22 protein-coding genes are annotated in these 22,057 nt (G+C 68.2%); 14 read left to right on the top strand and 8 right to left on the bottom strand.

All coding sequences use genetic code 11. The features are described from left to right. Window positions 1-36: 36 nt before the first annotated feature. A complete protein-coding gene (locus IU448_RS07325; protein ID WP_195054658.1) occupies window positions 37-777 on the bottom strand; it encodes an Asp/Glu/hydantoin racemase in 741 nt (246 codons plus the stop codon). Between the two features lie 86 nt (window positions 778-863). On the opposite strand from IU448_RS07325, the gene IU448_RS07320 reads away from it, so the two are divergent. Continuing rightward, entirely contained in the window at window positions 864-1,829 is a 966-nt protein-coding gene (locus IU448_RS07320) for a D-2-hydroxyacid dehydrogenase (RefSeq protein WP_195054657.1), read from the top strand. A 28-nt stretch (window positions 1,830-1,857) separates the two neighbouring features. Further along, complete coding sequence (locus IU448_RS07315; RefSeq protein ID WP_228812446.1) at window positions 1,858-3,246, top strand: amidase; 1,389 nt, start codon at window positions 1,858-1,860, stop codon at window positions 3,244-3,246. Window positions 3,247-3,606: 360 nt separating this feature from the next. Here the strand turns inward: IU448_RS07315 and IU448_RS07310 are convergent, their stop codons facing one another. The 4 genes from IU448_RS07310 to IU448_RS07295 all read right to left on the bottom strand — a co-directional run bounded on the left by IU448_RS07310 (window position 3,607) and on the right by IU448_RS07295 (window position 7,282). Next, window positions 3,607-4,254 (bottom strand): LysE family translocator, encoded by a 648-nt coding sequence (locus tag IU448_RS07310; RefSeq protein ID WP_195054655.1) that lies wholly within the window; start codon window positions 4,252-4,254, stop codon window positions 3,607-3,609. 305 nt (window positions 4,255-4,559) lie between these two features. Next, on the bottom strand, window positions 4,560-5,054 hold the full coding sequence (locus IU448_RS07305) for a DUF3830 family protein (RefSeq protein WP_195054654.1): 495 nt from the start codon (window positions 5,052-5,054) through the stop codon (window positions 4,560-4,562). 66 nt (window positions 5,055-5,120) lie between these two features. Beyond that, complete coding sequence (locus IU448_RS07300) at window positions 5,121-6,368, bottom strand: aspartate aminotransferase family protein (protein WP_195054653.1); 1,248 nt, start codon at window positions 6,366-6,368, stop codon at window positions 5,121-5,123. A gap of 170 nt (window positions 6,369-6,538) precedes the next feature. Then, complete coding sequence (locus IU448_RS07295) at window positions 6,539-7,282, bottom strand: metal-dependent transcriptional regulator (protein ID WP_195054652.1); 744 nt, start codon at window positions 7,280-7,282, stop codon at window positions 6,539-6,541. Window positions 7,283-7,408: 126 nt separating this feature from the next. Here IU448_RS07295 and IU448_RS07290 point away from each other — a divergent pair, with 126 nt between their 5' ends. From IU448_RS07290 to IU448_RS07275, 4 genes are all read left to right on the top strand, one after another. After that, window positions 7,409-8,374: a bifunctional riboflavin kinase/FAD synthetase gene (locus IU448_RS07290; protein WP_195054651.1), complete on the top strand. Its 966-nt coding sequence runs from the start codon at window positions 7,409-7,411 to the stop codon at window positions 8,372-8,374. A gap of 198 nt (window positions 8,375-8,572) precedes the next feature. After that, entirely contained in the window at window positions 8,573-8,842 is a 270-nt protein-coding gene (gene rpsO, locus IU448_RS07285; protein ID WP_195054650.1) for a 30S ribosomal protein S15, read from the top strand. 401 nt (window positions 8,843-9,243) lie between these two features. Next, the gene (locus IU448_RS07280) at window positions 9,244-11,553 is read left to right on the top strand and encodes a polyribonucleotide nucleotidyltransferase (protein WP_195054649.1); all 2,310 of its coding nucleotides are present in this window, start codon (window positions 9,244-9,246) and stop codon (window positions 11,551-11,553) included. Continuing rightward, window positions 11,528-12,940 (top strand): M16 family metallopeptidase, encoded by a 1,413-nt coding sequence (locus IU448_RS07275; protein WP_416382963.1) that lies wholly within the window; start codon window positions 11,528-11,530, stop codon window positions 12,938-12,940. Before IU448_RS07280 ends, IU448_RS07275 begins: the two co-directional genes overlap by 26 nt. 323 nt (window positions 12,941-13,263) lie before the next feature. Here IU448_RS07275 and IU448_RS07270 read toward each other — a convergent pair whose 3' ends face one another. Next, on the bottom strand, window positions 13,264-13,584 hold the full coding sequence (locus IU448_RS07270) for an ArsR/SmtB family transcription factor (RefSeq protein ID WP_195054648.1): 321 nt from the start codon (window positions 13,582-13,584) through the stop codon (window positions 13,264-13,266). A gap of 89 nt (window positions 13,585-13,673) precedes the next feature. Here IU448_RS07270 and IU448_RS07265 point away from each other — a divergent pair, with 89 nt between their 5' ends. Continuing rightward, complete coding sequence (locus IU448_RS07265) at window positions 13,674-14,888, top strand: MFS transporter (RefSeq protein ID WP_195054647.1); 1,215 nt, start codon at window positions 13,674-13,676, stop codon at window positions 14,886-14,888. 42 nt (window positions 14,889-14,930) lie between these two features. Here the strand turns inward: IU448_RS07265 and IU448_RS07260 are convergent, their stop codons facing one another. Further along, complete coding sequence (locus IU448_RS07260) at window positions 14,931-15,326, bottom strand: VOC family protein (protein WP_195054646.1); 396 nt, start codon at window positions 15,324-15,326, stop codon at window positions 14,931-14,933. Between the two features lie 136 nt (window positions 15,327-15,462). Between IU448_RS07260 and IU448_RS07255 the strand changes: the two genes are divergently transcribed. The 7 genes from IU448_RS07255 to IU448_RS07225 all read left to right on the top strand — a co-directional run bounded on the left by IU448_RS07255 (window position 15,463) and on the right by IU448_RS07225 (window position 21,583). After that, the gene (locus tag IU448_RS07255; protein WP_195054645.1) at window positions 15,463-16,563 is read left to right on the top strand and encodes an alcohol dehydrogenase catalytic domain-containing protein; all 1,101 of its coding nucleotides are present in this window, start codon (window positions 15,463-15,465) and stop codon (window positions 16,561-16,563) included. A 109-nt stretch (window positions 16,564-16,672) separates the two neighbouring features. Beyond that, complete coding sequence (dapB, locus tag IU448_RS07250) at window positions 16,673-17,425, top strand: 4-hydroxy-tetrahydrodipicolinate reductase (protein ID WP_195054644.1); 753 nt, start codon at window positions 16,673-16,675, stop codon at window positions 17,423-17,425. A gap of 62 nt (window positions 17,426-17,487) precedes the next feature. Beyond that, complete coding sequence (locus IU448_RS07245; protein WP_195055092.1) at window positions 17,488-17,940, top strand: hypothetical protein; 453 nt, start codon at window positions 17,488-17,490, stop codon at window positions 17,938-17,940. A gap of 108 nt (window positions 17,941-18,048) precedes the next feature. Continuing rightward, entirely contained in the window at window positions 18,049-18,459 is a 411-nt protein-coding gene (locus IU448_RS07240) for an NAD(P)H-dependent oxidoreductase (RefSeq protein ID WP_228812440.1), read from the top strand. 112 nt (window positions 18,460-18,571) lie between these two features. After that, the gene (locus IU448_RS07235; RefSeq protein ID WP_280456519.1) at window positions 18,572-19,267 is read left to right on the top strand and encodes a response regulator transcription factor; all 696 of its coding nucleotides are present in this window, start codon (window positions 18,572-18,574) and stop codon (window positions 19,265-19,267) included. Continuing rightward, complete coding sequence (locus IU448_RS07230) at window positions 19,264-20,565, top strand: sensor histidine kinase (RefSeq protein ID WP_228812056.1); 1,302 nt, start codon at window positions 19,264-19,266, stop codon at window positions 20,563-20,565. The genes IU448_RS07235 and IU448_RS07230 overlap by 4 nt, the downstream gene beginning before the upstream one ends. Further along, on the top strand, window positions 20,558-21,583 hold the full coding sequence (locus tag IU448_RS07225) for a hypothetical protein (RefSeq protein ID WP_195054642.1): 1,026 nt from the start codon (window positions 20,558-20,560) through the stop codon (window positions 21,581-21,583). Before IU448_RS07230 ends, IU448_RS07225 begins: the two co-directional genes overlap by 8 nt. Here IU448_RS07225 and IU448_RS07220 read toward each other — a convergent pair whose 3' ends face one another. Then, window positions 21,584-22,039 carry a hypothetical protein gene (locus IU448_RS07220; protein ID WP_195054641.1) on the bottom strand — a complete coding sequence of 152 codons (456 nt, stop codon included), beginning with the start codon at window positions 22,037-22,039 and terminating at the stop codon, window positions 21,584-21,586. Between the last annotated feature and the right edge of the window lie 18 nt (window positions 22,040-22,057).

Below are 22,057 nucleotides of genomic sequence, written 5' to 3'. Positions count from 1 at the left end.
GTTTCCGAGCTGGGTTCCGTTCGCGGACATCATCTTTCAGAACACCTCCAGCAGCCAGCGGCCCGGGCCCATCATCGGCAGTTTCATCCGCCCGAGGCAGGCCCACATGGTGAGCTGGTTGGCCGTGAGAATCGGTTTGCCCACAACTTTCTCCAGCGGTTCGATGATGTCGTAGGTGGGCAGGTTGGTACAGCTGACGAAGATCGCCTCGGCGCGCGGATCGTCGGCGCCGAGGATGCGTTCGGCGATGGTGCGGTAGTTGACCTTCCAGATGCCGCCGCCCAGGCCGAGGTGTTCGGAGCGAACCACCGCGCAGCCCGCTTCGTCGAGGAAGTCACGTAGTTTGCCGGTGAGGGTCTCGTCGTAGGGGGTCATGATCGACAGGCTGGTGATGCCGAGATGGCCGATCGCCTCGAGGAGCGCGCCGGAAGTGGTGACTGCGTTGGCGGCGCCGGCCCGGCAGATCGTTTCCCGCAGCGACCGTTCGTATCCGATGCCCTTGATGAAACTGCCGGAGGTGCACAGGTAGGCCACGACTTCGGGTTCCACATGCAGTACGTTGCGGGTTGCGGCGGTCAGATGGGTAGCGTCGGAGACCAGTTCGGCCATGGCCAGCGAAACCGGGACCGGTTCGTAAGGGGTGCGGGCCAGGTGCAGGCTCACCTCCAGCGGAGCCCAGCGCCAGAGTTCACGCTCCAGGGCGAGGTCGAACGGCGCGATGACACCGATGCCTCGTTGTGCGACGGGACCCTCGATATCGGGGAAATCGAACTCCACTGCGGCCCCTCTCGCGCTCAGCCGGGTAGACCTCCGAGAACGATCGGATTGTTGACAATCATACGATGTGACCATACTGTGTCAATATGAAATCGGGCCCCATCGTCACGATTGTGCACAGTGACCAGCAGCCCGATCCGGCGTTGATGGCGCCGGTCAGTGCCCGGGCCACAGTGCGCTATACGGATTCGGCCGGGCTGGCCGCCGCGCTGCCCGGTGCCGATGTGCTGTTCGTCTACGACTTCCAGACCCGCGCACTGCCGGAGGCTTGGCCGGCGGCGGACCGGCTGACATGGCTGCATATCGGCGCCACCGGCGTCGATACCGTGATGTTCGACGAACTGCGCGACAGCGATGTGGTGGTCACCAACACCCGCGGGGTCTTCGACACCGCGATCGCCGAGTACGTTCTCGGCCAGATTCTCGATTTCGCGAAAGACCTGTCCGGGTCGAAACGGCTGCAGCGGCAGGAGATCTGGCAGCACCGCGAATCCGAGCGGATCGCCGGATCCACTGCGCTCGTCGTCGGTACCGGATCGATCGGGCGTGCCGTCGCCGCACTGCTGCGGGCCGCGGGAATGCGGGTCCGCGCGGTGGGCCGCCGCGCCCGCACCGGCGACCCCGATTTCGGCACCGTCACCACCGATCTGATCGCCGAACTCCCCGCCGCCGACTACGTCGTCGCCATCGCCCCGTTGACCGAGCGCACCCGGCATATGTTCGACGCCCGCGCCTTCGCCGCGATGAAACCACATGCCCGTTTCGTCAATGTAGGGCGCGGTGAACTGGTGGTCACCGACGATCTGGTCGCCGCCCTGGAGACGGGCGCGATAGCCGGCGCGGCGCTGGATGTGGTGGACCCGGAGCCGCTGCCACCGGGCCACCCCCTGTGGCAGTCGCCCAACGCGCACATCACGCCGCACAATTCCGGGGATTTCGCCGGCTGGCGCACCGAGATCGTCACCGCGTTCACCACCAATTTCGACCACTGGCTGGCCGGCCGTCCGCTGGACAATGTGGTCGACAAGACGCTGGGGTATGTGCCCGGCTGAAGGAGTGCCGCAGATGAACCAGCCCGAGTTGCCCCGGCCGACCGATCCCGTCGAGATGACCGCGGTCGAACTGGTCTCCGCCTACGCCGCCGGGACGTTGTCCCCGGTGGAGGCGACCGAGGCCGTGCTCGCCGCCATCACAGCGCGGGATACCGGTATCAACGCCTACTGCCTCGTCGATCCCGACCGGGCATTGGTGCAGGCCAAGGATTCCGAGGCGCGCTGGCAGTCCGGCCACGTCCGCGGGCTGCTCGACGGGGTACCGATCTCGATCAAAGACATATTCCTCACCGAGGACTGGCCCACCCGCCGCGGCTCGCTGAGTATCGGCCCGGACGGTCCCTGGCCGGTGGACAGCCCTGTCGCCGCGCGGGTGCGTGAGGACGGGATGGTGATGGTGGGTAAGACCACCACACCCGAGATCGCCTGGAAGGGCGTCACCGACAGCCCGCTGACCGGTATCACCCGCAACCCCGTCGATCCGGCTCGGACCGCCGGCGGTTCCTCCGGTGGTAGCGCCGCGGCGGTCGCCGCCGGGATGGGCCCGGTCTCGGTGGGGACCGACGGCGGTGGCAGTGTCCGGATTCCCGCCGCGTTCTGCGGCATCGTGGGCTTCAAACCCACGCACGGCCGCATCCCGCTGTACCCGGCCAGCCCGTTCGGCCCACTCGCGCATGCCGGGCCGCTGACCCGCACGGTCGAGGACGCGGCGCTGCTGCTCGATATTCTCGCGTTACCGGACCCACGCGACCCCACCGCGCTGGCGCCCACTCTCACCACGTTCCGCGGCCAGATCCAGCGTGATGTCCGCGGGGTAACCGCCGCCTATTCGCCGACGCTGGGCTATGTGCGGCCCGATCCGGAGGTCGAGGCGATCGTCTCCGGGGCGGTCACCGCTCTGGAAGCCGCCGGGCTGCGCGTTTCGGCCGCCGATCCGGGTTTCTCCGATCCCCGCGAAGCCTTCGACGTGATGTGGGCGGCGGGTGCCGCGGCCATGCTGGCGAATTTCCCGCCGGGCGCGCGGGAGAACGCCGATCCCGGCCTGCGCCGGGTCTGGGAGCACGGCGAAACGCTCTCCGCGACCGATTATCTCGACGCCCGCGCGGCCGCCGCCCAGGTGGCGATCACCATGGGCACCTTCCACACCGTCTACGACCTGCTCATCACGCCCACGGTGCCGATCCCGGCGTTCGCGGCGGGGCACGATGTCCCACCGGCCAGCGGGATGACGGACTGGCCCGATTGGACGCCCTACACCTACCCGTTCAACCTCACCCAGCAGCCCGCGTTGAGTATCCCGGCGGGGCGGACGAGCGAAGGACTGCCGGTGGGCCTGCAGATCATCGGCCCCCGGCATTCCGACGATCTCGTGCTGGCGGTCGGTAGATTGGCGGAGGCGGTACTCGCGGGCTCTTGACCGGCATCCCGGGGCGGCCACCGCCCGCAGCCGAGTCCGAACAACGCGCGCGGTCTCGCCCCGCGATTTTCGGGCCTCGATCCCCGGCTGGCCCACGCTGCGGTGGGCGAACTGGGGCCGGTGCCGGCTTCGACTCTGACCGGCGCGATCCACGCTACGGTCGATGCGAGATCGGCCGGTCGAATGCGGCATGCCGTCGAGAGGCGGGCTTGCACTCGGGTGCGGGATTCCGAGTTGCGACGGCGGCGGAGTTTCCGGTGCCGAGAGAGTGTTGACCGGTGCGCCGGAGCGGACACGTCGTTGGTCCTGCGTGCGTCGTATCGGCGTGGAGGATACCGCTGCCGGCAGCGGTCCGTTCGCTCAGCCGGTGGCCGGTTCGGGGGGATCCCCGAACAGCACTCCTACACCGACTGCGATGAGCGCCGCGCCGACCACCGTATCGATTTGCCGCCATACGTTCGAATCGGCGAATTTCCGGTGCAGGGCGGCGACCGTGGCGGTCAGCGTGAGATACCAGGCCGCCACCACCACCGCGGCGACCAGTGGAAACGCTATTGCGTCCGCGAGGCCGACCCCGCCGGGGGGTACAAACTGCGGGATGAGTGCCACGAACAGCACCGCGGCCTTGGCGTTGAGGATATTCGACAGGAATCCACGGACGGCGTTGTCGAGTGGGGTGCCCGGCCGGACCGGTGCCTCGGGACCCGGGATATCGCCGGGTCGCTGCGCGGCGAGCAACGCTCGGACTCCGAGGTGGACGAGGTACAGCGCGCCCGTGATCTTCACGATCGTGAACGCCTGCGCGGAAGCCGCCAGCAGCGCGGCGATTCCGGTCACGGCGGCCAGCACCCAGACGAACATGCCGACAGCCACGCCGAGGGTGGCCGCCGCTCCGGCCGCCCAGCCGTGCAACGCCCGGCCGACGATCACCGCCATATCGGGTCCCGGTGAAACGGCGATGAACAACATCACCACCGCGAACGCGGCGTACTGCCCTACAGCGGACATCAGCGGCTCCTGATCACCCGGCGAAAGTCGCGGCGAGCCGCATCGGCCCGCCCTACCCGAGTGTTCCCGATACGGCGCCCGCCGCAGGTTCGCAACGGCCCCTCGGTCGCTCCGACTCCGGGCGGATACGGCCTGTGCACGGCCAGCGGAGTGTGCGGGCGATCGAATACCGCCGTCCTTCAGCGCGGCGGCGGGGCCGGGGCGCCTCGGCGGATCGGGGGACTCGCGGTGGTGGTCCGTGGGGTCGGAGCGGGCACTGGCGAGCTGCTCCGAAGAACCCCTGCCGACATGCCCCGGGACGCGGATCAGGAGCGGGTGAAGGCGAGGGTTTCGCCGGCGACGCCGTGTAGCCACAGCGTGTTGCAGGCGGCCGCCAGGTCGTCCAAGCCGTCCTCGATGGTGGCGAAGACATTGCCGGGGACCCAGCCGAGATCGCCGTTGATGAGCAGGTTGTTGCGGCCGTAGAACAGTGCGAGATCGGTGGCGCCCTGGGCCTGGTGGGCGGCCGATCCCGGTTCGTAACCGTAGGCCGGGTTGCCGATCTCCCAGGGTTCGAAATCGAACAGGCAGACATCTCCGGGGATGGGGGTGACAGTGGGGTTTTCGCGGTGCGGGGCGTCCGGGATGCGGGGTACGAGGGTGTAGACCTCGTTGCGGGCGTATTTGGCGTGGAAGGCGTCGCCTTCCTGGGGCAGGGCAGCCCATACCGCGGCGCAGGTGCGCGGCGCCTGGTCGTCGAGCAACCGGGCGCGGCAGGTGATTCCGGCCTTGGTGAGGGTGATCGTCAGATAGCGCGCCATGTATTTCGTCCTGATGGTCGTGCAGGGAGACCGGCCGCGCGGCCGGTCTCCCTTTCGCGGAGTGGGTCAGCGCTCGAGTTCGGCGAGCACCTCGGACCAGATGTCCAGCGCGTCGGCGATCTGGGTTTCGGCGACGATGAGCGGCGGGATCATCCGGACCACGTTCATATGCGCCCCGCAGGTCAGCAGCAGCAGACCCTTGGTGGCCGCGAGTTGCTGGGCGGCGGTGGCGGTTTCCCGGTCCGGCGCGCCGTCTGCGGTGGTGAACTCCGCGCCGACCAGCAGGCCCAGCCCGCGGGTGTCGCCGATGGCCTTCGATTCGGCCGCCCGCACTCCGGCCAGCAGCTGTTCGCCGCGGACCCGGGCGTTGTCCACCAGATTCTCCGATTCGATCACCTCGAGGGTGGCGAGGGCGGCGGCGCAAGCCACCGCGTTACCGCCGTAGGTGCCACCCTGCGACCCGGGCCAGGCGGCGCTCATCAGTTCGGCCGAGGCGGCGATTCCCGAGATGGGGAAGCCGCTGGCCAATCCCTTGGCCATGGTGATGACATCCGGCCGGACCCCGAAATGATCGTGGCCGAAGAACTTTCCGGTCCGGCCGAAACCGGTCTGGATCTCATCGAAGATCAGCAGGATGCCGTGCCGGTCGGCGCGTTCGCGCAAACCCTCGAAGAACACCCGGTTTCCGGGGATGTAGCCGCCTTCGCCGAGAACCGGTTCGACGACGAAGGCCGCGGTTTCGGCGGGGGAGGTGAGGGTGGCGAACACATAATCGAGCTCGCGCAGCGCGAAGGAGGTGGCCTCCTCTTCGCTCCAGCCGTAGCGGTAGGCGGTGGGGAAGGGCGCGACGTGCACACCGGACATGAGCGGGCTGAAACCGGCGGAGAACCGGGTGCCCGAGGTGGTCATGGTCGCGGCGGCCACGGTGCGGCCGTGGAATCCGCCGTGGAAGACGATCACATTGGGCCGCCCCGTGGCCTGGCGGGCCAGCCGCAGGGCCGCTTCGATCGCTTCACTGCCCGAATTCGCGTAGAACACCGAGTCCAGTCCTGCGGGCAGCACTGTGCCGAGGCGTTCGGTGAGTTCCAGCAGCGGCCGGTGCATCACCGTCGTGTACTGGCCGTGGATCAGTTTCGCGACCTGGGCTTGGGCCGCGGCCACCACCCGCGGATGGCAGTGGCCGGTACTGGTGACCCCGATGCCGGCGGTGAAATCGAGGTATCGGCGACCGTCGGTGTCGTAGAGGTAGCAGCCCTCACCGTGGTCGACGGTGACCGGGGTTGCCTGCTTCAGGATCGGGGACAGTTCGGCCATGATGGCGCCTCCCGGGACGGTCGGTGCGGCGGACCGGACCGACGAGTATGCGAGATCGTGAATCTACGATTGTCGGATTGTTGACAATATGAATATCACGGCGAGGGCGCCTCGGCAATGGTTCGGCGAGCAGGCCGCGTCCTTGCGGCCGTAGCGGAACTACCCTGCGGTCAATCCCGCAGCCAGATGGCCTCCGCGGCGATACTGCCCAGATCGGTGAGGTTCTCGTCCCGTCCGATGCGCACCGCGATGGTTCCGGCGAAATCCCGCCGCTCCACCACCACGATCGCGGTATCCAGCGCTATTCCGACCGAATCGAAATAGCGCAGCATATCCGGGTCGGAATCGGAGATACGGGCCACCCGGCCGGATTCCCCGGCCTCGAAATCGATCAGCCGGCGGGCAGGTGGTGTCGGTACCGCGCCGTCCACCGACGGAATCGGATCACCGTGCGGATCCCGGTCCGGGAAACCGAGCTTCGCGTCGATGCGGGCCATCAGCAGATCCGAGACCGCGTGTTCGAGGATCTCCGCCTCGTCGTGCACCTCGTCCCAGCCGTAACCGAGCTCGCTCACCAAGAACGTTTCGATCAGCCGGTGCCGGCGCACCATCGCGATCGCGGCCAGCCGGCCGTCTTCGGTCAGCGTGATCGAGCCGTACCGGGCATGTTCGACCAGACCCTGATCCGACAGTTTCCGCACTGCCTCCGAGACGGTCGAGGCGGAAACGCCGATCCGCTCCGCGAGCAGTTTCGTGCTCACCCGTTCCTGCGACCACTCCTGAGCTGTCCAGATGACTTTCAGGTAATCCTGAGCCACCGACGAGAGCCCGGGAGCGGCCGATTCCCCGGCGTCGGCGAGTTCCCGTCGGGTGGCGATATCTCGTTTTCCGGGCACAACCACGAGCTTAGGCATTCACAGTGCGATACACATATCCCGCCACCTCACGGAAACCCTGTGTTCGCGCCTGCGTAGCCGAAGCCCGGCGGGCGTCCCCACCCGAATACGGTGCGGCCGCTTGTTTGCGTAGGCTTGGTGTCTGTGCAGAGGTGGCGAAGTCTCGACGACGTACCCGCGGACTGGGGGCGGTGCGTGCTCACAATCGGCGTGTTCGACGGTGTTCATCGCGGTCACGCGCAGTTGATCAGCCGGGCGGTGAAGGCCGCTGCCGCGCGCGGTGTCCCGGCGGTCTTGATGACCTTCGATCCGCACCCGATGGAGGTGATCCGGCCGGGTTCGCATCCCGCGCAACTCACCACGCTCACCCGGCGCGCCGAACTCGCCGAGGAGCTCGGCGTCGATGTCTTCTGCGTGATGCCGTTCACCCACGATTTCATGAAACTCACCCCGGCCGAATACGTGCACGATCTGCTCGTGGAACGCCTGCACGTGGCCGAAGTGGTGGTCGGCGACAATTTCACCTTCGGCAAAAAGGCCGCGGGGACGGTCGCGACCATGCGCGAACTCGGTGACCGCTTCGGTTTCGCGGTGGACGGGGTGACTCTGCTCGGTGAGCACGCCGTCACCTTCTCCTCCACCTATATCCGTGCCTGCGTGGACGCCGGCGATATGGCCGCCGCCGCGGATGCGCTGGGCCGGCCGCATCGGGTCGAAGGGGTGGTGGTACGCGGTGACGGCCGCGGTAAGAGCCTGGGCTTCCCCACGGCCAATGTCGCGCCGCCCATGCACGCCGCTATTCCGGCCGACGGCGTCTACGCGGGCTGGTTCACCGTGCTCGGCCCCGGCCCCACCATCGGCACGGTGACTCCGGGACAGCCCGCCATGGCGGCGGTCTCGGTGGGCACCAACCCCACGTTCTCCGGTCGTGCCCGTACCGTCGAGGCCTATGTGCTCGACAGTGCGGCCGATCTCTACGGGCAGCACGTGGCCGTGGACTTCGTGGACCATCTGCGCGGGATGCGCAAGTTCGAGTCGGTCGACGAACTCGTCGCCGCCATGGGTCGCGATGTCGACACCGCCCGCAAGATTCTCGGCGCCGGGCACTGACCGCGGAGCGCGGAGTCCACACCCACCGAGCCGGCGCCGGAAGTGCTCCGGTACGCTGGCTCCTCGGGTCTGCTGCGGTCCGCGGCGGCGCCCACCCCGGATACGACGACCGGTGAGCTGTTCACCCGCAGAGGTGGATGATTCCCGGCCGTCCCGGGCTCCTTACGCGCGGAACTGAGAAACAGGAGTGGATGCCCCATGGCGTTGACCACCGAGCAGAAGAAGTCGATCCTCGCCGAGTACGGCCTGCACGAAACGGATACCGGTTCTCCGGAGGCCCAGATCGCGCTGCTGTCCAAGCGGATCTCCGAGATCACCGAGCACCTCAAGGTGCACAAACACGACCACCACACCCGGCACGGCCTGATGGCGCTGATCGGTCGCCGTAAGCGCCTGTCGAAGTACCTGGCCGACAAGGACATCAACCGGTACCGCAGCCTGATCGAACGCCTGGGTCTGCGGCGCTGATATTCCGTGAACACGCCCGGTTCCACGAGCCGGGCGGCACGTCTGCCGGCGGGGCGCATACAATCGCCTCGTCGGCACTTTCGTGTGCGGGGGACCTCCCGTGGACGAGAACGACAGAACCAGCCGTCACACCCGCGCTCGTGGCGTCGGTCTTCGGTAGTGGCTTTTCGGCCCGGGGTTGATTTTGCCGGAGAGCTTCGATCGTTGACCGCCTCCGCGTCGCCGTATCCAAGGGGGTCCGGCCGGGTGTACGCGCCGCAGCACGCAAAACGGCGGCCGCTGACCTCGACGGTCACTGCGGTTATGCCGTCGCGCCGCGTCCGAACCTGGTACGGCTGACACAGCCGGATCGCGCCACGCAGGCGCTGTATCCGGCGAGACGAGAGGTTGAGAACAGAGATATGCCAGAAACCACCGAACGCTCGACAACTTCGGCCATCGAGGTCGAACCGGGTGTTTTCGAATCCGTCGCGCTGATCGACAACGGCGTCTTCGGCACCCGCACCGTACGTTTCGAAACCGGCCGCCTGGCCAAGCAGGCCGCCGGTTCGGTCGTCGCCTACCTGGACGACGAGACCATGCTGCTGTCGGCGACCACCGCCGGTAAGCACCCCAAGGACCAGTTCGATTTCTTCCCGCTGACCGTCGACGTCGAAGAGCGGATGTACGCGGCGGGCCGGATCCCCGGCTCCTTCTTCCGCCGCGAAGGCCGCCCCTCCACCGACGCGATCCTCACCTGCCGGCTGATCGACCGGCCGCTGCGGCCCTCCTTCGTGGACGGACTGCGCAACGAGATCCAGGTCGTGGTGACGGTGCTGAGCCTGGATCCGAAGGATCTCTACGATGTGGTCGCCATCAACGCGGCCTCGGCGTCCACCCAGATCGCGGGCCTGCCGTTCTCCGGTCCGGTCGGCGGCGTGCGGGTCGCGCTGATCAACGATGCCGAGGCCGGCACGCCGGCCGGCGGCCAGTGGGTGGCCTTCCCGACCAACGAACAGTTGGAGAAGGCCGTTTTCGATATGGTCGTGGCCGGCCGGGTCACCGACAACGGCGATGTCGCGATCATGATGGTCGAGGCGGAAGCCACCGAGAAGGTGATCGAACTGGTCGCGGGCGGTGCGCAGGCGCCGACCGAAACCGTGGTCGCCGAAGGTCTCGAGGCCGCCAAACCGTTCATCGCCCGACTCTGCCGGGCCCAGCAGGATATGGCCGAGCTGGCGGCCAAGCCCACCGAGGACTTCCCGCTGTTCCCGCCGTACGCCGACGATGCGTACGCCGCCGTCGAGGACGCCGCGAAGGCGCCGCTGTCGGAGGCGCTGAGCATCGCCGGTAAACAGGAGCGCGAGGAGAAGATCGACGAGATCAAGCTCGATGTGCTGTCCCGTCTCGGTGAGTCCTTCGAGGGTCGCGAGAAGGAACTGGGCGCCGCCTTCCGCTCGGTGACCAAGAAGCTGGTCCGCCAGCGCATCCTCACCGACGGGTTCCGCATCGACGGCCGCGGTCTGGCCGATATCCGGGCGCTGTCCGCGGAGGTCGCGGTGGTGCCGCGGGCGCACGGTTCGGCGCTGTTCGAGCGCGGGGAAACCCAGATCATGGGTGTCACCACGCTCGATATGGTCAAGATGGCGCAGCAGGTCGATTCGCTCGGCCCGGAAACCACCAAGCGCTATATGCACCACTACAACTTCCCGCCGTACTCGACCGGTGAAACCGGTCGCGTGGGCTCGCCCAAGCGGCGCGAGATCGGCCACGGTGCGCTGGCCGAGCGGGCGCTGATTCCGGTGCTGCCCAGCCAGGACGAGTTCCCGTACGCGATCCGCCAGGTCTCTGAGGCGCTGGGGTCCAACGGCTCCACCTCGATGGGTTCGGTCTGTGCCTCGACCCTGTCGTTGCTCAACGCCGGTGTACCGCTGAAGGCGCCGGTCGCGGGTATCGCCATGGGCCTGGTGTCGGATACGGTCACCAACGATGCCGGGGCCCAGGAGGTCCGCTATGTCGCGCTGACCGATATCCTCGGCGCCGAGGACGCCTTCGGCGATATGGACTTCAAGGTCGCCGGCACGCGGGACTTCGTCACCGCCCTCCAGCTCGACACCAAGCTCGACGGCATCCCCTCGCAGGTGCTGGCCGGTGCGCTGGGCCAGGCCCACGACGCCCGCACCACCATTCTGGACGTGATGGCCGAGGCCATCGCCACCCCGGACGAGATGAGCCCCTACGCGCCGCGCGTCACCGCGATCAAGATCCCGGTCGACAAGATCGGCGAGGTGATCGGGCCCAAGGGCAAGATGATCAACCAGATCACCGACGACACCGGTGCCAATATCTCGATCGAGGACGACGGCACCGTGTTCGTCGGCGCCACCGACGGCCCGTCCGCGCAGGCAGCGATCGACGCCATCAACGCCATCGCGAACCCGCAGCTGCCCAAGGTCGGCGAGCGGTTCCTGGGCACCGTGGTCAAGACCACCGCCTTCGGCGCGTTCGTCTCACTGCTGCCCGGCCGCGACGGTCTGGTGCACATCTCCAAGCTCGGCAACGGTAAGCGCGTGGCCAAGGTGGAGGACGTGGTGAACGTCGGCGACAAGCTGCGGGTCGAGATCGCCGATATCGACAACCGCGGCAAAATCTCGCTGATTCCCGTCGACGAGAACGCCGACGAGGCGCCTGCCGAAGCGCCCGCCGATGCGGATGCCGCGGCGACCGAGTAGTACTGGTCGTGTGACGGAGCAGAAGACAGCGGCCCCCCTGCGCCCGAGTGGGCAGGGGGGTTCGTCATCGACGTGGCGGATCGGCGAAACCGTCGAAATCGACAATGGAGTGCGGCGTACCGTCCTGCCGGGTGGTCTGCGGGTGGTGACCGAGCATGTCCCCGGAGTCCGCTCGGCGTCCGTGGGGGTCTGGGTGGGGGTCGGCTCCCGCGACGAGGGGCCCACCGTCGCCGGTGCCGCGCATTTCCTGGAACATCTGCTGTTCAAGGCCACCCCGACCCGTTCGGCCCTCGATATCGCCGAGGCCATGGACGCGGTCGGTGGCGAGCTCAATGCGTTCACCGCCAAGGAGCAGACCTGCTACTACGCTCATGTCGTGGACGAGGATCTGCCGCTGGCGGTGGATCTGGTCAGCGATGTGGTGCTCAACGGGCTGTGCCGGGCCGTGGATGTGGACCTGGAACGGCAGGTCGTACTGGAAGAGATCGCCATGCGCGACGACGACCCGGAGGACCTGGTCGGCGACGCGTTTCTCACCGCGCTGTTCGGCGATCACCCGATCGGGCGGCCCGTCATCGGGTCCATCGAATCGATCGAGGGGATGCGGGCGAGTCAGTTGCGGTCGTTCCACCAGCGCCGGTACACACCGGACCGGATGGTGGTGGCGGTGGCCGGCAATATCGACCACGAGCACACGGTGGAGTTGGTGCACCGGGCGGTCGCCGGCCGGCTGGATCCGGCGGCGGCGCCGGCGCCGCGGCGCGAGGGGCATTTCCGGACCAGGTCCGCCCCGGCGTTGAGCTGGAACCATCGCGATAGCGAACAGGCCCATCTGGTGTTCGGCGTCCGCGCCTACGGCAGGCACGAGGGTACGCGGCGGTGGCCGCTGTCGGTACTGAACACTGTGATCGGCGGCGGTTTGAGCTCCCGGCTTTTCCAGCGGATCCGGGAGGAACGCGGGCTGGCGTACTCGGTGTACTCGAGTGTGGACACCTTCGCCGATACCGGTGCTTTTTCGGTGTATCTGGGCTGCCAGCCGGAGAACCTCAACGAAGTGGCGGCGTTGGCGCGCGGCGTGCTCGAGGAGGTCGCGGCCGATGGGATCACCGATGCCGAATGTGCTCGGGCGAAAGGGTCGCTACGCGGCGGGCTGGTACTCGGGCTGGAAGATTCGGCATCGCGGATGAACCGGATCGGCCGCAGCGAACTCAGCTACGGCAATCACCGCACCGTCTCCGAAACGCTGGCGCGGATCGATGCCGTGACCACCGAGGAGGTCGGGGAGATCGCCCGATCGCTGCTGGCCCGCCCGTACGCCGCCGCGGTGGCCGGACCGTACCGCCGCAAGCGGGATCTGCCCACGGCTGTCACCCGGCTCGTCGGCTGAGGTTCCGGGGGTCCGCGCTGCGCCGTGGACGTCAGGGGCAGCCGAAAGCATCATGGTGGCGGGCTGGGTCTCCGGCCCGGTCCGCAACCGATCGGGAAGGTGCTGCCGGCCCTGGGGCGCGGTTCGCACGGAGGGCGGTAGCCGGCAATGCGTCTCCAGGCGGTGCGAGCCGCTGCTGCCTACGGTGTCGGCCGTGGCGATTCGATCATCCGATCGATAACCTGCCGGTCTTGCGTACCGGGCTCGTGTGGGTGGGGTGCCCGCCCACCCTGTCGTAGTTGTTGCGCGGTGGGGACCGAAGCCGGCAATTCGAGGAAGGCCGGCTATTCCGGCCGGGCGCGGTTGGCCGCGGCGACAATCGAGGCGAGGAGGCCGGGTACTGCGGCGTCGAGGGCGTTGCGGCGCAGCCGCTGGTAGGTATGGCCGTCGATTACGAGTCGTTCGATGACGCCGGCTTCGCGCAGGATCTTGAAATGGTGCGTCGCGGTCGACTTGTTGATTCCCTCGTAGAGGGATGCGCAGCGCAGTGCGGTGTCTGCGTTGCTCAGCCTGCGGACCATCTCGAGTCGTACCGGATCCTGGAGCGCGCCGAGTACGGCGGGCAGCGGAGCGACCGGGGTTGTCGCGGTGCTGGTGTCGGTCAATGGTCCGCCTCGGGGTTTGATGATCGTCGTACCGTACGTTACTGTCGATCAAGTTCGACAATCTTCAAACTTACCTGATCGGGGTTTCGATGGCGGCGACAATCGCAACACCGGCAGTGGATCGAGCGGTGCAGCCCTGGGCCTACGCGCTGGTACTGGGTGCCACCGGTGTAGCGCTCGGAGTATCGGGTGTACCCGCCCCGCTGTACGGCATCTACGAGCAGGAATGGCATCTTTCGCCATTGGTCACCACCATCGTGTTCGCGGCGTACGCGGCGGCCGCTCTCGTGGCGGTGCTGGTGTCGGGGCGTATCTCCGATGTGGTCGGCCGCAAGCCGGTGCTGCTCGGCGCCTTCGGCGCCATGATCGCGGGCCTTGTGGTGTTCGTGCTCGCCGACACCGTGGCGATGCTCCTTCTCGCGCGGGCGCTGCACGGTTTGGCGGTCGGGGCGACCGTCGTGGCGGGTGCTGCGGCACTGCTCGACCTGCGGCCGCATCGCGGCGCCCGGTCCGGCCAGCTCAGCGGTGTGGCTTTCAATGTCGGTATGGCGGTAGCGATCATGGGGTCGGCATTGCTTGCGCAGTACGCGCCCAATCCGTTGCGCACCCCGTATGTGGTCATCAGTGTCATCTGCTTGATCGTGGCCGCGGGGGTCCTCGCTCTTCGTGAACCACACGCCGCGCGGGTCGCGGGCCGAATCCGGATCGCGCGCCCGGCGGTACCGCAGGAGATCCGCGCCGATTTCTGGTTCTCGGCACTGGGCGTGATGGCGGCATGGTCGGTTCTCGGTGTCCTGCTGTCGCTGTATCCGTCGCTGGCCGCAGAGCGGACCGGTATCCACAACTTGGTCTTCGGCGGGGTCGTGGTCGCCTCGACGGCCCTGGCGGCCGCGCTGGTGCAACTGTTCGCGACCCGGGTGCCCGCGCGGCGGGCCGCGATCATCGGCGATATCGGAATGGCGATCGCCCTGTTGCTGACCGTCCCGGCTCTGGGCACCCATGAATGGACGGCCGTGGTCGGCATCGGTTTGGTGCTCGGCGCCACCTTCGGCCTCGGCTTCGGCGGCTCGCTGCGGCACTTGTCCGATGTGGTGCCCGAACACAAGCGCGGCGAAACCATGTCCGCGTACTACCTGCTCGCCTATACAGCCATGGCGCTGCCGACGGTGCTGGCCGGCTGGGCCGCCACCGCCTGGGGACTGGACACAGTATTTCCGTGGTTCGTCGCCGCGGTGGCGCTGGCCTGCCTTGTTGCGGCGGTCATCGGGATACGGCGCGGCCGGCCCGCGGCGGTCGCGGGCTGAACCCGGGGGCCGGGTGGCCGATGGCCACCCGGCCCCGTCGCGTTACTGCGGCCAACCCCCGTACGGGACGGTGATCAACTCCAAGTAGTGCCCGCTGGGGTCCAGGAAGTACACGCCGCGTCCACCGTCGTTGTGGTTGATCTCGCCCGGGGTGTTCCGGTGCGGATCGCCCCAGTGCTCGAGACCGTAGCGCTGGATCTTGGCATAGGCGATGTCGAATTCTGTTTCCGATACCAGGAATGCATAGTGCTGGCCCTGGATCTCGGTGATATGGGGCGCAACGTTCGCGAAATCGAACGTGACTCCGTTCCCGGTGGGCAAGGGGATGAACGGCCCCCATTGGGCACCCGGCTCCAGGCCCAGGATATCGGCCCAGAATTCGGCGGATACGCGGTTGTCACGGCAGCCGACAATGGTGTGGTTGAACTGAACGGTCAAAGGAAAATCTCCTCGGATCGTGACGGTCCCGACCCCGGGCTCGGTACAAGGCGGCCAACGGGAGCACCGTCACGGCGAATCAGCATAGTACGACTCGGATCATGAGCACATCCCTGCCGCGGCCTACCGTGGTCCCATGAGAATTCGTGGGGCAGTCCTGGAACGAATCGGCGCGCCCGGGCCGTACGCAGCATCGGCACCGATCACCGTCGGCGAACTGGAACTCGCCGACCCCGGTCCCGGCGAGCTGCTGGTGCGGATCGAAGCGGCCGGCATCTGTCATTCGGACCTCTCCGTCGTCGACGGCAATCGGGTCCGGCCGGTACCCATGCTGCTCGGCCACGAGGCCGCCGGACGGGTCGAGGCGGCGGGTCCGGGTGCCGGGCTACCCGTCGGGCAGCGAGTGGTGATGACCTTCCTGCCCCGTTGTGGTGAATGCGCCGGCTGCGCCTCGAACGGCCGGACCCCGTGCATCCCCGGCAGCGCGGCCAACAATGCCGGCGAACTCCTGTCCGGCGGCCGCCGGCTGCGCCGCGACGGCGCCGAAGTCCACCACCATCTCGGCGTTTCCGGATTCGCCACCTATGCGGTGGTCGACCGCCGGTCGGTGGTACCGGTCGACGACGACGTACCGCCGGATGTCGCGGCCGTTCTGGGCTGTGCGGTGCTGACCGGTGGTGGGGCACTGCTGAATTCCGCGAAACCGGCGGGTACCGACCGGGTCATGGTGGTCGGTCTCGGCGGTGTCGGGATGGCTGCGGTGCTGGTGGCGGTCTCGCTCGGGGTCCGCGAGGTGATCGCCGTCGATACCGTTGCGGAGAAACTGGCGTCGGCCCGGGAACTGGGCGCCACCGGCGCTTATTCGCCGGCGGAGGTCGGCGACCGGGAGATCCGGGCCGAGGTGGTGGTGGAGGCGGTGGGTTCGGCCCGGGCCTTCGAGAGCGCGGTAGCCGCGACAGCGCCGGGCGGTACCACGGTGACGGTGGGTCTCCCGGCGCCGGAAGCCAGAGCCAGTATCTCCCCGCTGGGACTGGTCGCGCAGGGGCGCTCGATCGTCGGTAGTTATCTGGGTTCGGCGGTCCCGTCTCGCGATATCCCCGAATACGTCCGGATGTGGCGCGCGGGCCGGCTGCCGGTGGAGAAACTGATCTCCGCACGGATCGGGCTGGGCGATATCAACCGCGCGATGGACGAATTGGCCGCCGGGCATGCCCTGCGTCAGGTGATCATCTTCTGATGCCCGGATCGCGCGGGGTTTCGCGCCGCGGAATGTCGAGGGGGCCCGTATTGCGGCGGTCGGCGCGCCATAGACTCGGTGGGTCCGACTATCAGGTAGGAGTGGTGAGGTGACGGCACCGATTCGGGTGGGTGTTCTGGGGGCGCAGGGCAAGGTCGGCCAGGCCATCTGCGCCGCGGTCGAAGCGGCCGGCGATCTCGAACTGGTCGCCGCCGTGGACAAGGATGATTTGCTGACGCGGTTCACCGAGACCGGCACCCAGGTGGTGGTCGATTTCACCCATCCCGACGTGGTGATGGGCAATCTGCGTTTCCTGGTGGACAACGGTATCCACGCCGTCGTCGGCACCACCGGATTCGACGCCGCCCGGCTCGACGAGGTCCGTGGCTGGTTGTCCGGCCGTCCCGAAGTGGGCGTGCTGATCGCCCCGAATTTCGCCATCGGCGCGGTGCTGTCGATGCGGTTCGCCGAACAGGCGGCCCGGTTCTTCGAATCGGTCGAGGTGATCGAACTGCACCACCCGAACAAGGCCGACGCGCCGTCCGGCACCGCTTACCGGACCGCGGGGATCATCGCCGAAGCCCGTAGACAAGCCGGTGCGGCACCCGTTCCGGACGCGACGACCACCGAACTCGACGGGGCGCGGGGTGCCGAGGTCGACGGGGTACGCGTGCATTCGGTGCGGCTGGCCGGGCTCGTCGCCCACCAGGAGGTGCTGTTCGGTACCCAGGGGGAGACACTGACCATCCGGCACGATTCCATCGACCGCTCGTCGTTCGCGCCGGGGGTATTGCTCGGAGTCCGGCAGATCGGCGGCCGGCCCGGACTCACCGTCGGGCTCGATCCGTTCCTCGACCTGTGAGCGAGAACGGCGGCGCGACCGGCGATCCGGCCCCGGACCGCGCGGTGCTGAAGGTCGTCGCCATGGTGGCCTTCCTGGTCCTGGCGCTGGCCTTCTACTTCCTGTGGCTCGGCCGGATCGCCGTGGAACTGCTGACCTCCGGTGATATCGCGGCCATCGGACTGGGCACCGGGGTCCTCATTCTGCCGCTGCTCGGCGTGTGGATGGTGGTCTCCACCATCCGGTCCGCGCTGGACCATCAGCGGCTGGCCCGGCGGATCCACGACGAGGGGCTGGAACTGGATGTCGACGATCTCCCGCGCCGTCCCTCCGGACGGATCGAGCGGACGGCCGCGGACGAGTTGTTCCTCACGGTGAAACAAGAATGGGAGGCCGACCCCGACAACTGGCGGGTCTCCTACCGGCTGGCGCGCGCCTACGATTACGCCGGCGATCGGGCCCGGGCGCGCAGCACCATGCGCCGCGCGGTGGAACTGGAACGGCACGAACGAGATTCGGGCACCGGCCGACGATAAGCTCCGCCTCGCCCGCGGGGCGGGTACGCGCCGCCGGAACCGGGCGCGGCGGCTAGGCTCGCCGGTGTGCCGACGTTGCTGATCATCCATCACACACCGTCGCCGTTCATGCAGGCGATGTTCGAGGCCGTGCTGTCGGGAGCCACCGATCCGGAGATCGAGGGGGTGGAGGTGGTGCGCCGGGCGGCGCTGGCCGTATCGCCGGCGGATGTGCTGTCGGCCGATGGGTATCTCCTCGGCAGCCCCGCCAATCTCGGCTACATGAGCGGCGCTCTCAAGCACGCCTTCGACATCGTCTACTACCCCTGCCTCGATTCGACGCGGGGCCGGCCGTTCGGCCTCTACCTGCACGGCAACGAGGGCACCGAAGGAGCCGAGCGCGGCGTCACCTCCATCACGACCGGTCTGGGGTGGGCGAAGGCCGCCGCCTACGTCGCGGTCTCCGGTAAGCCGGGCAAGGACGATCTCCGAGCATGCTGGGAACTCGGCGCGACCGTGGCAGCACAGTTGATGGGATAGGCCGATTCGGCCGCGACGCCTCCGGTGGTTCCCCTGAAATCAGGGGCTCACCTCGGCGCGCGTACCACGCCATACTGCTCTGGACGGGGGCGTGCCTGATGGGAGTTGTGTTGTGACGGACAGCGTCGGGGATCGGAGCGGGCCACGCCGTATCGGTCTGGTCGAGGACCACGAATCGGTGGCGATCGGCCTGGTGGCGATGCTCGAAGCCGAGCCGGACCTGGAACTGGTGGCGACCGCGGGCACAGTCGCCGGACTACTGGACGATCCGGCCTGCCAGGTCGACGGTGTCCCGGCATTGGACCTGGTGGTCCTCGATTTGCGGCTGGCCGACGATTCCACGCCCGAGGACAATGTGGCGACATTGCGGGAGCGCGGTGTCGAGGTCCTGGTATTCACCGGGGCCGATAATCCGTATCTGGTGCGTTCGGCTGCCCGCGCCGGTGTCCTGGGCGTGGTCCGTAAATCCGAGGATGTGATGACCGTGGTCGGCGCCGTACGCCGCGCCGCGTTCGGCGAGCAGGTGGTGACCACCGATTGGGCTGCGGCCATCGACGGTGATCCGCAGTTGTCCAGCGTCGGATTGAGCCCGCGCCAGGAAGAGGTGCTCACGCTGTACGCATCCGGTGAGAAGGCGTCGCGAGTGGCGCGACTCACCGGTCTCTCCGAACAGACCGTGAACGACTATCTGGGCCGGATCCGGCAGAAATACGCCGATGCGGGCCGGCCCGCGCCCACCAAGACCGATCTCTACAAGCGGGCGGTCGAGGACGGCTGGTTGCCGGTTCCCGAACATCGCCGGTCATGAACGCGGCTACGCCGGTCGAGGTGTCGCGGCGCCCCGCGCTGTGGTCGCTGCGGCCGCGCGACCTGTGGTCGGCGTCGGTATCGCTGGTTCGCGCGCGTAATGCCGGTCCCGAACTGGCCGCCGATCGGGTGGTCCGGCGGTTCGGGCTGGTGATCGGGCTGGTCGGGACGATCGCGGCGGTGCTGGAACTGCCCGAGGTCATCGTGCAGCATCGCCCGGTTCCGTTGGTCTGGACCCTGCTCTCCGTGACCGTCGCGTTCGGGATGCTGCCGGTACTCGCGGTGGTATCGCTGATCGCGGGGCCGCGGTTGGTGCGGGCGGTCGGCGGGGCGGCCGCGCTGGGCTATCTCGCCGGGATGGCGCTGGTGATGCCCTACTACTACGAGGTCGCGGCCGCACCGGGGCTGATCTGGGCGCATCGGCTGATCATGATCGGCGTGCTGGCGGCGGCGGTGGCCTGGCCACCCTGGCTGGCGGGGGTCTACCTGGTGATCACGACCGCGACCCCCGGTATCGCGCTGTATGTGATGTTCGACGATACGACGGTACTGGCCGTCGCCGACAATTTCGCACGCCAAGCTGGGCTGTCCTTGCTGTTCCTGTGGTGTGTGGTGCATGCGCGGGCGGCCGGGGCGCGGGTGGACCGCGAATCGGTGCTGGCGGGTGAACGGGCGGCGGCGGTTGCGGGGACTTCGGCCAGGGAGCGGGAACGTACGCGGTTCGCCGTGCTGATCCATGACGCGGTGCTGTCCACGCTGCTGGATGCCTCCCGTTCCGGCGACACCTCCGCGGTGCTGCGGGAACAGGCGCGACGCGCGCTCGATCAGCTCGATGCCACCCGGTTCTCCGATGCCGAGCCGGGGCTGCTGAACGCGAACTCGGCCATCGGTTTCCTGCGGGCCGCGGTACGCGAGGTCAATACCGGTGTCGAGTTCACCGTGCACCGGGGCGGCGACGAGCCCGAACTGCGTATGCCGTTGTCGGTGGCCGGCCCGATGGCCGCGGCGCTGGCCGAGGCGGTTCGCAACAGCCTGCGGCATGCCGGAATTCCCGGTCGCCCGGTGCATCGTGAGGTGACCGTGACGGTCGGCGCCGGCGGGCTGCTGGTGGTGTTCCGTGACGACGGTGCGGGGTTCGATCGGTCGGTGGTGCCCGCCGACCGGCTGGGAATTTCGGCGAGCATTCTGGGCCGGATGCGTCAGCTGGCCGGTGGCGCCGGATTTGTCGAATCGGAACCGGGGCGGGGGACGACAGTGACGCTGATGTGGGGAAACGCGGGGAAGGGCGGCGATGACTGATCGGGATGACGATTTCGAGCTGCGCGCACTGCTCGGCATGCGTGGCCGGTCCGGTTGGGTGTTCCAGGCGAGCCTCGCCGTCACCATCACGCTGTACATCACGCCATCGTTCACCGAGGTCCCGATCGCGCAGTTCGTAGTCGCGCTCGCCGCAATGCTGGGTGCCGGCGCGATCCTGCTCCTGCTGCCCGGGGAACCGCTGCCGTGGCCTGCCACCGCCGTAGTGCTCGCGGCGGGACTGGTCACGGTGCTGGCGACGCATGTGAACTTCACCGAGGATGCCGTGCGTCAGCGTCAGCCGCTGGCGACTCTTGTCGTGTCCTTCGTGCTGGCGGTGCTGGCGGTGCGCGGCCGGATCTTCGCGGCGTGGGCCGGTGCCGCGGCGGTCGCGGCCGTGCTCGGGTTCGTGGATATCGTGCTGGATATTTCGGTCGGCTCCCTGTTCGTATCCGTCCTCGCGCTGGCCAGCCTGGCCGGGGCCACGGTGTGCGCGCTGGTCCTGCGGCCGACACAGCGTTCGCTACGCCTGCTGCACGATGACGTCGCCATGCGGGCGGCCGCCGAGGCAACCATGGCGGCCGAGCATTCCGAACGGAACCGCCAGCTGAGCCGGTTGGACGAGCTGGCCCGGCCGATGCTGGAGCGTATCGCCCGCGGTGCCGACCTGACGCCGGCCGATCGCGAGGTATGCCGCCTGCTGGAGGCCGAATTACGGGACGGTCTGCGGGCGCCGCAGCTGGTCACCGATCAGCTCAATGCCGCGGCCCGCGGTGCGCGGTCGCGCGGGGTGGAGGTGCTCCTGCTCGACGACGGCGGTTTCACCGGCGTGGCGGCGACACTGCGGACGCGGGTGCTCGATCTCGCTGTGCGGGAACTGGATGCCGCCAACGCCGGATCGGTCACCATCCGGGTACTTCCGGCCGGGCGGCGGAACCTGGCGACCATCCTGGCGAGCGCCCCCGGCGGGGACCGGCGTACCGAAATCGGCAGTACCGGTGAGATCCTGGTTTCGACCTGATCAGGGGGCGGTGTCGTCGCGTTTGGCGGTGCCGTGGCCGCCGCGCATCTGATCGCGCAACGCGCCCGACACCACACCGGCCATCCAGGAGTTCAGCGATTGCCCGCTCTGGGCGGCGGCCTCTTCGGCACGGGATTTCACCTGTTCCACCAGCCGCAGAGTCACCCGGCTGATATCGCCGGTCATTTCCTCGAAGCTGGGGTTGTCGCCGGCCGGGGTGCGGCCCACCTCGACCGCGACCTCGTCGTCGTGCAGCGAGACACGGACGGCGCGGTCACCCAGTTCGGTCGTGACGGTATCGGCGAGTTCGGTGAGTGCCGCGAGCAGGGCCAGCCGGGCCGAGTTCTCCACTGCCTTGGCGAGCGCTTCGGCTGTGGCCTGTGTTTTCTCGTCGCCCAGGGCGGCCGCGGCGATCAGGTCGTCGCGAATCCGGGCGGTGTATCTGGTCAGATCCATGACATCATTGTGACGCCG

Source organism: Nocardia flavorosea, from assembly GCF_015477805.1.
GTDB classification, from domain to species: Bacteria; Actinomycetota; Actinomycetes; order Mycobacteriales; family Mycobacteriaceae; genus Nocardia; species Nocardia flavorosea_A.
This window is presented reverse-complemented; position numbering and strand designations above follow the sequence as displayed.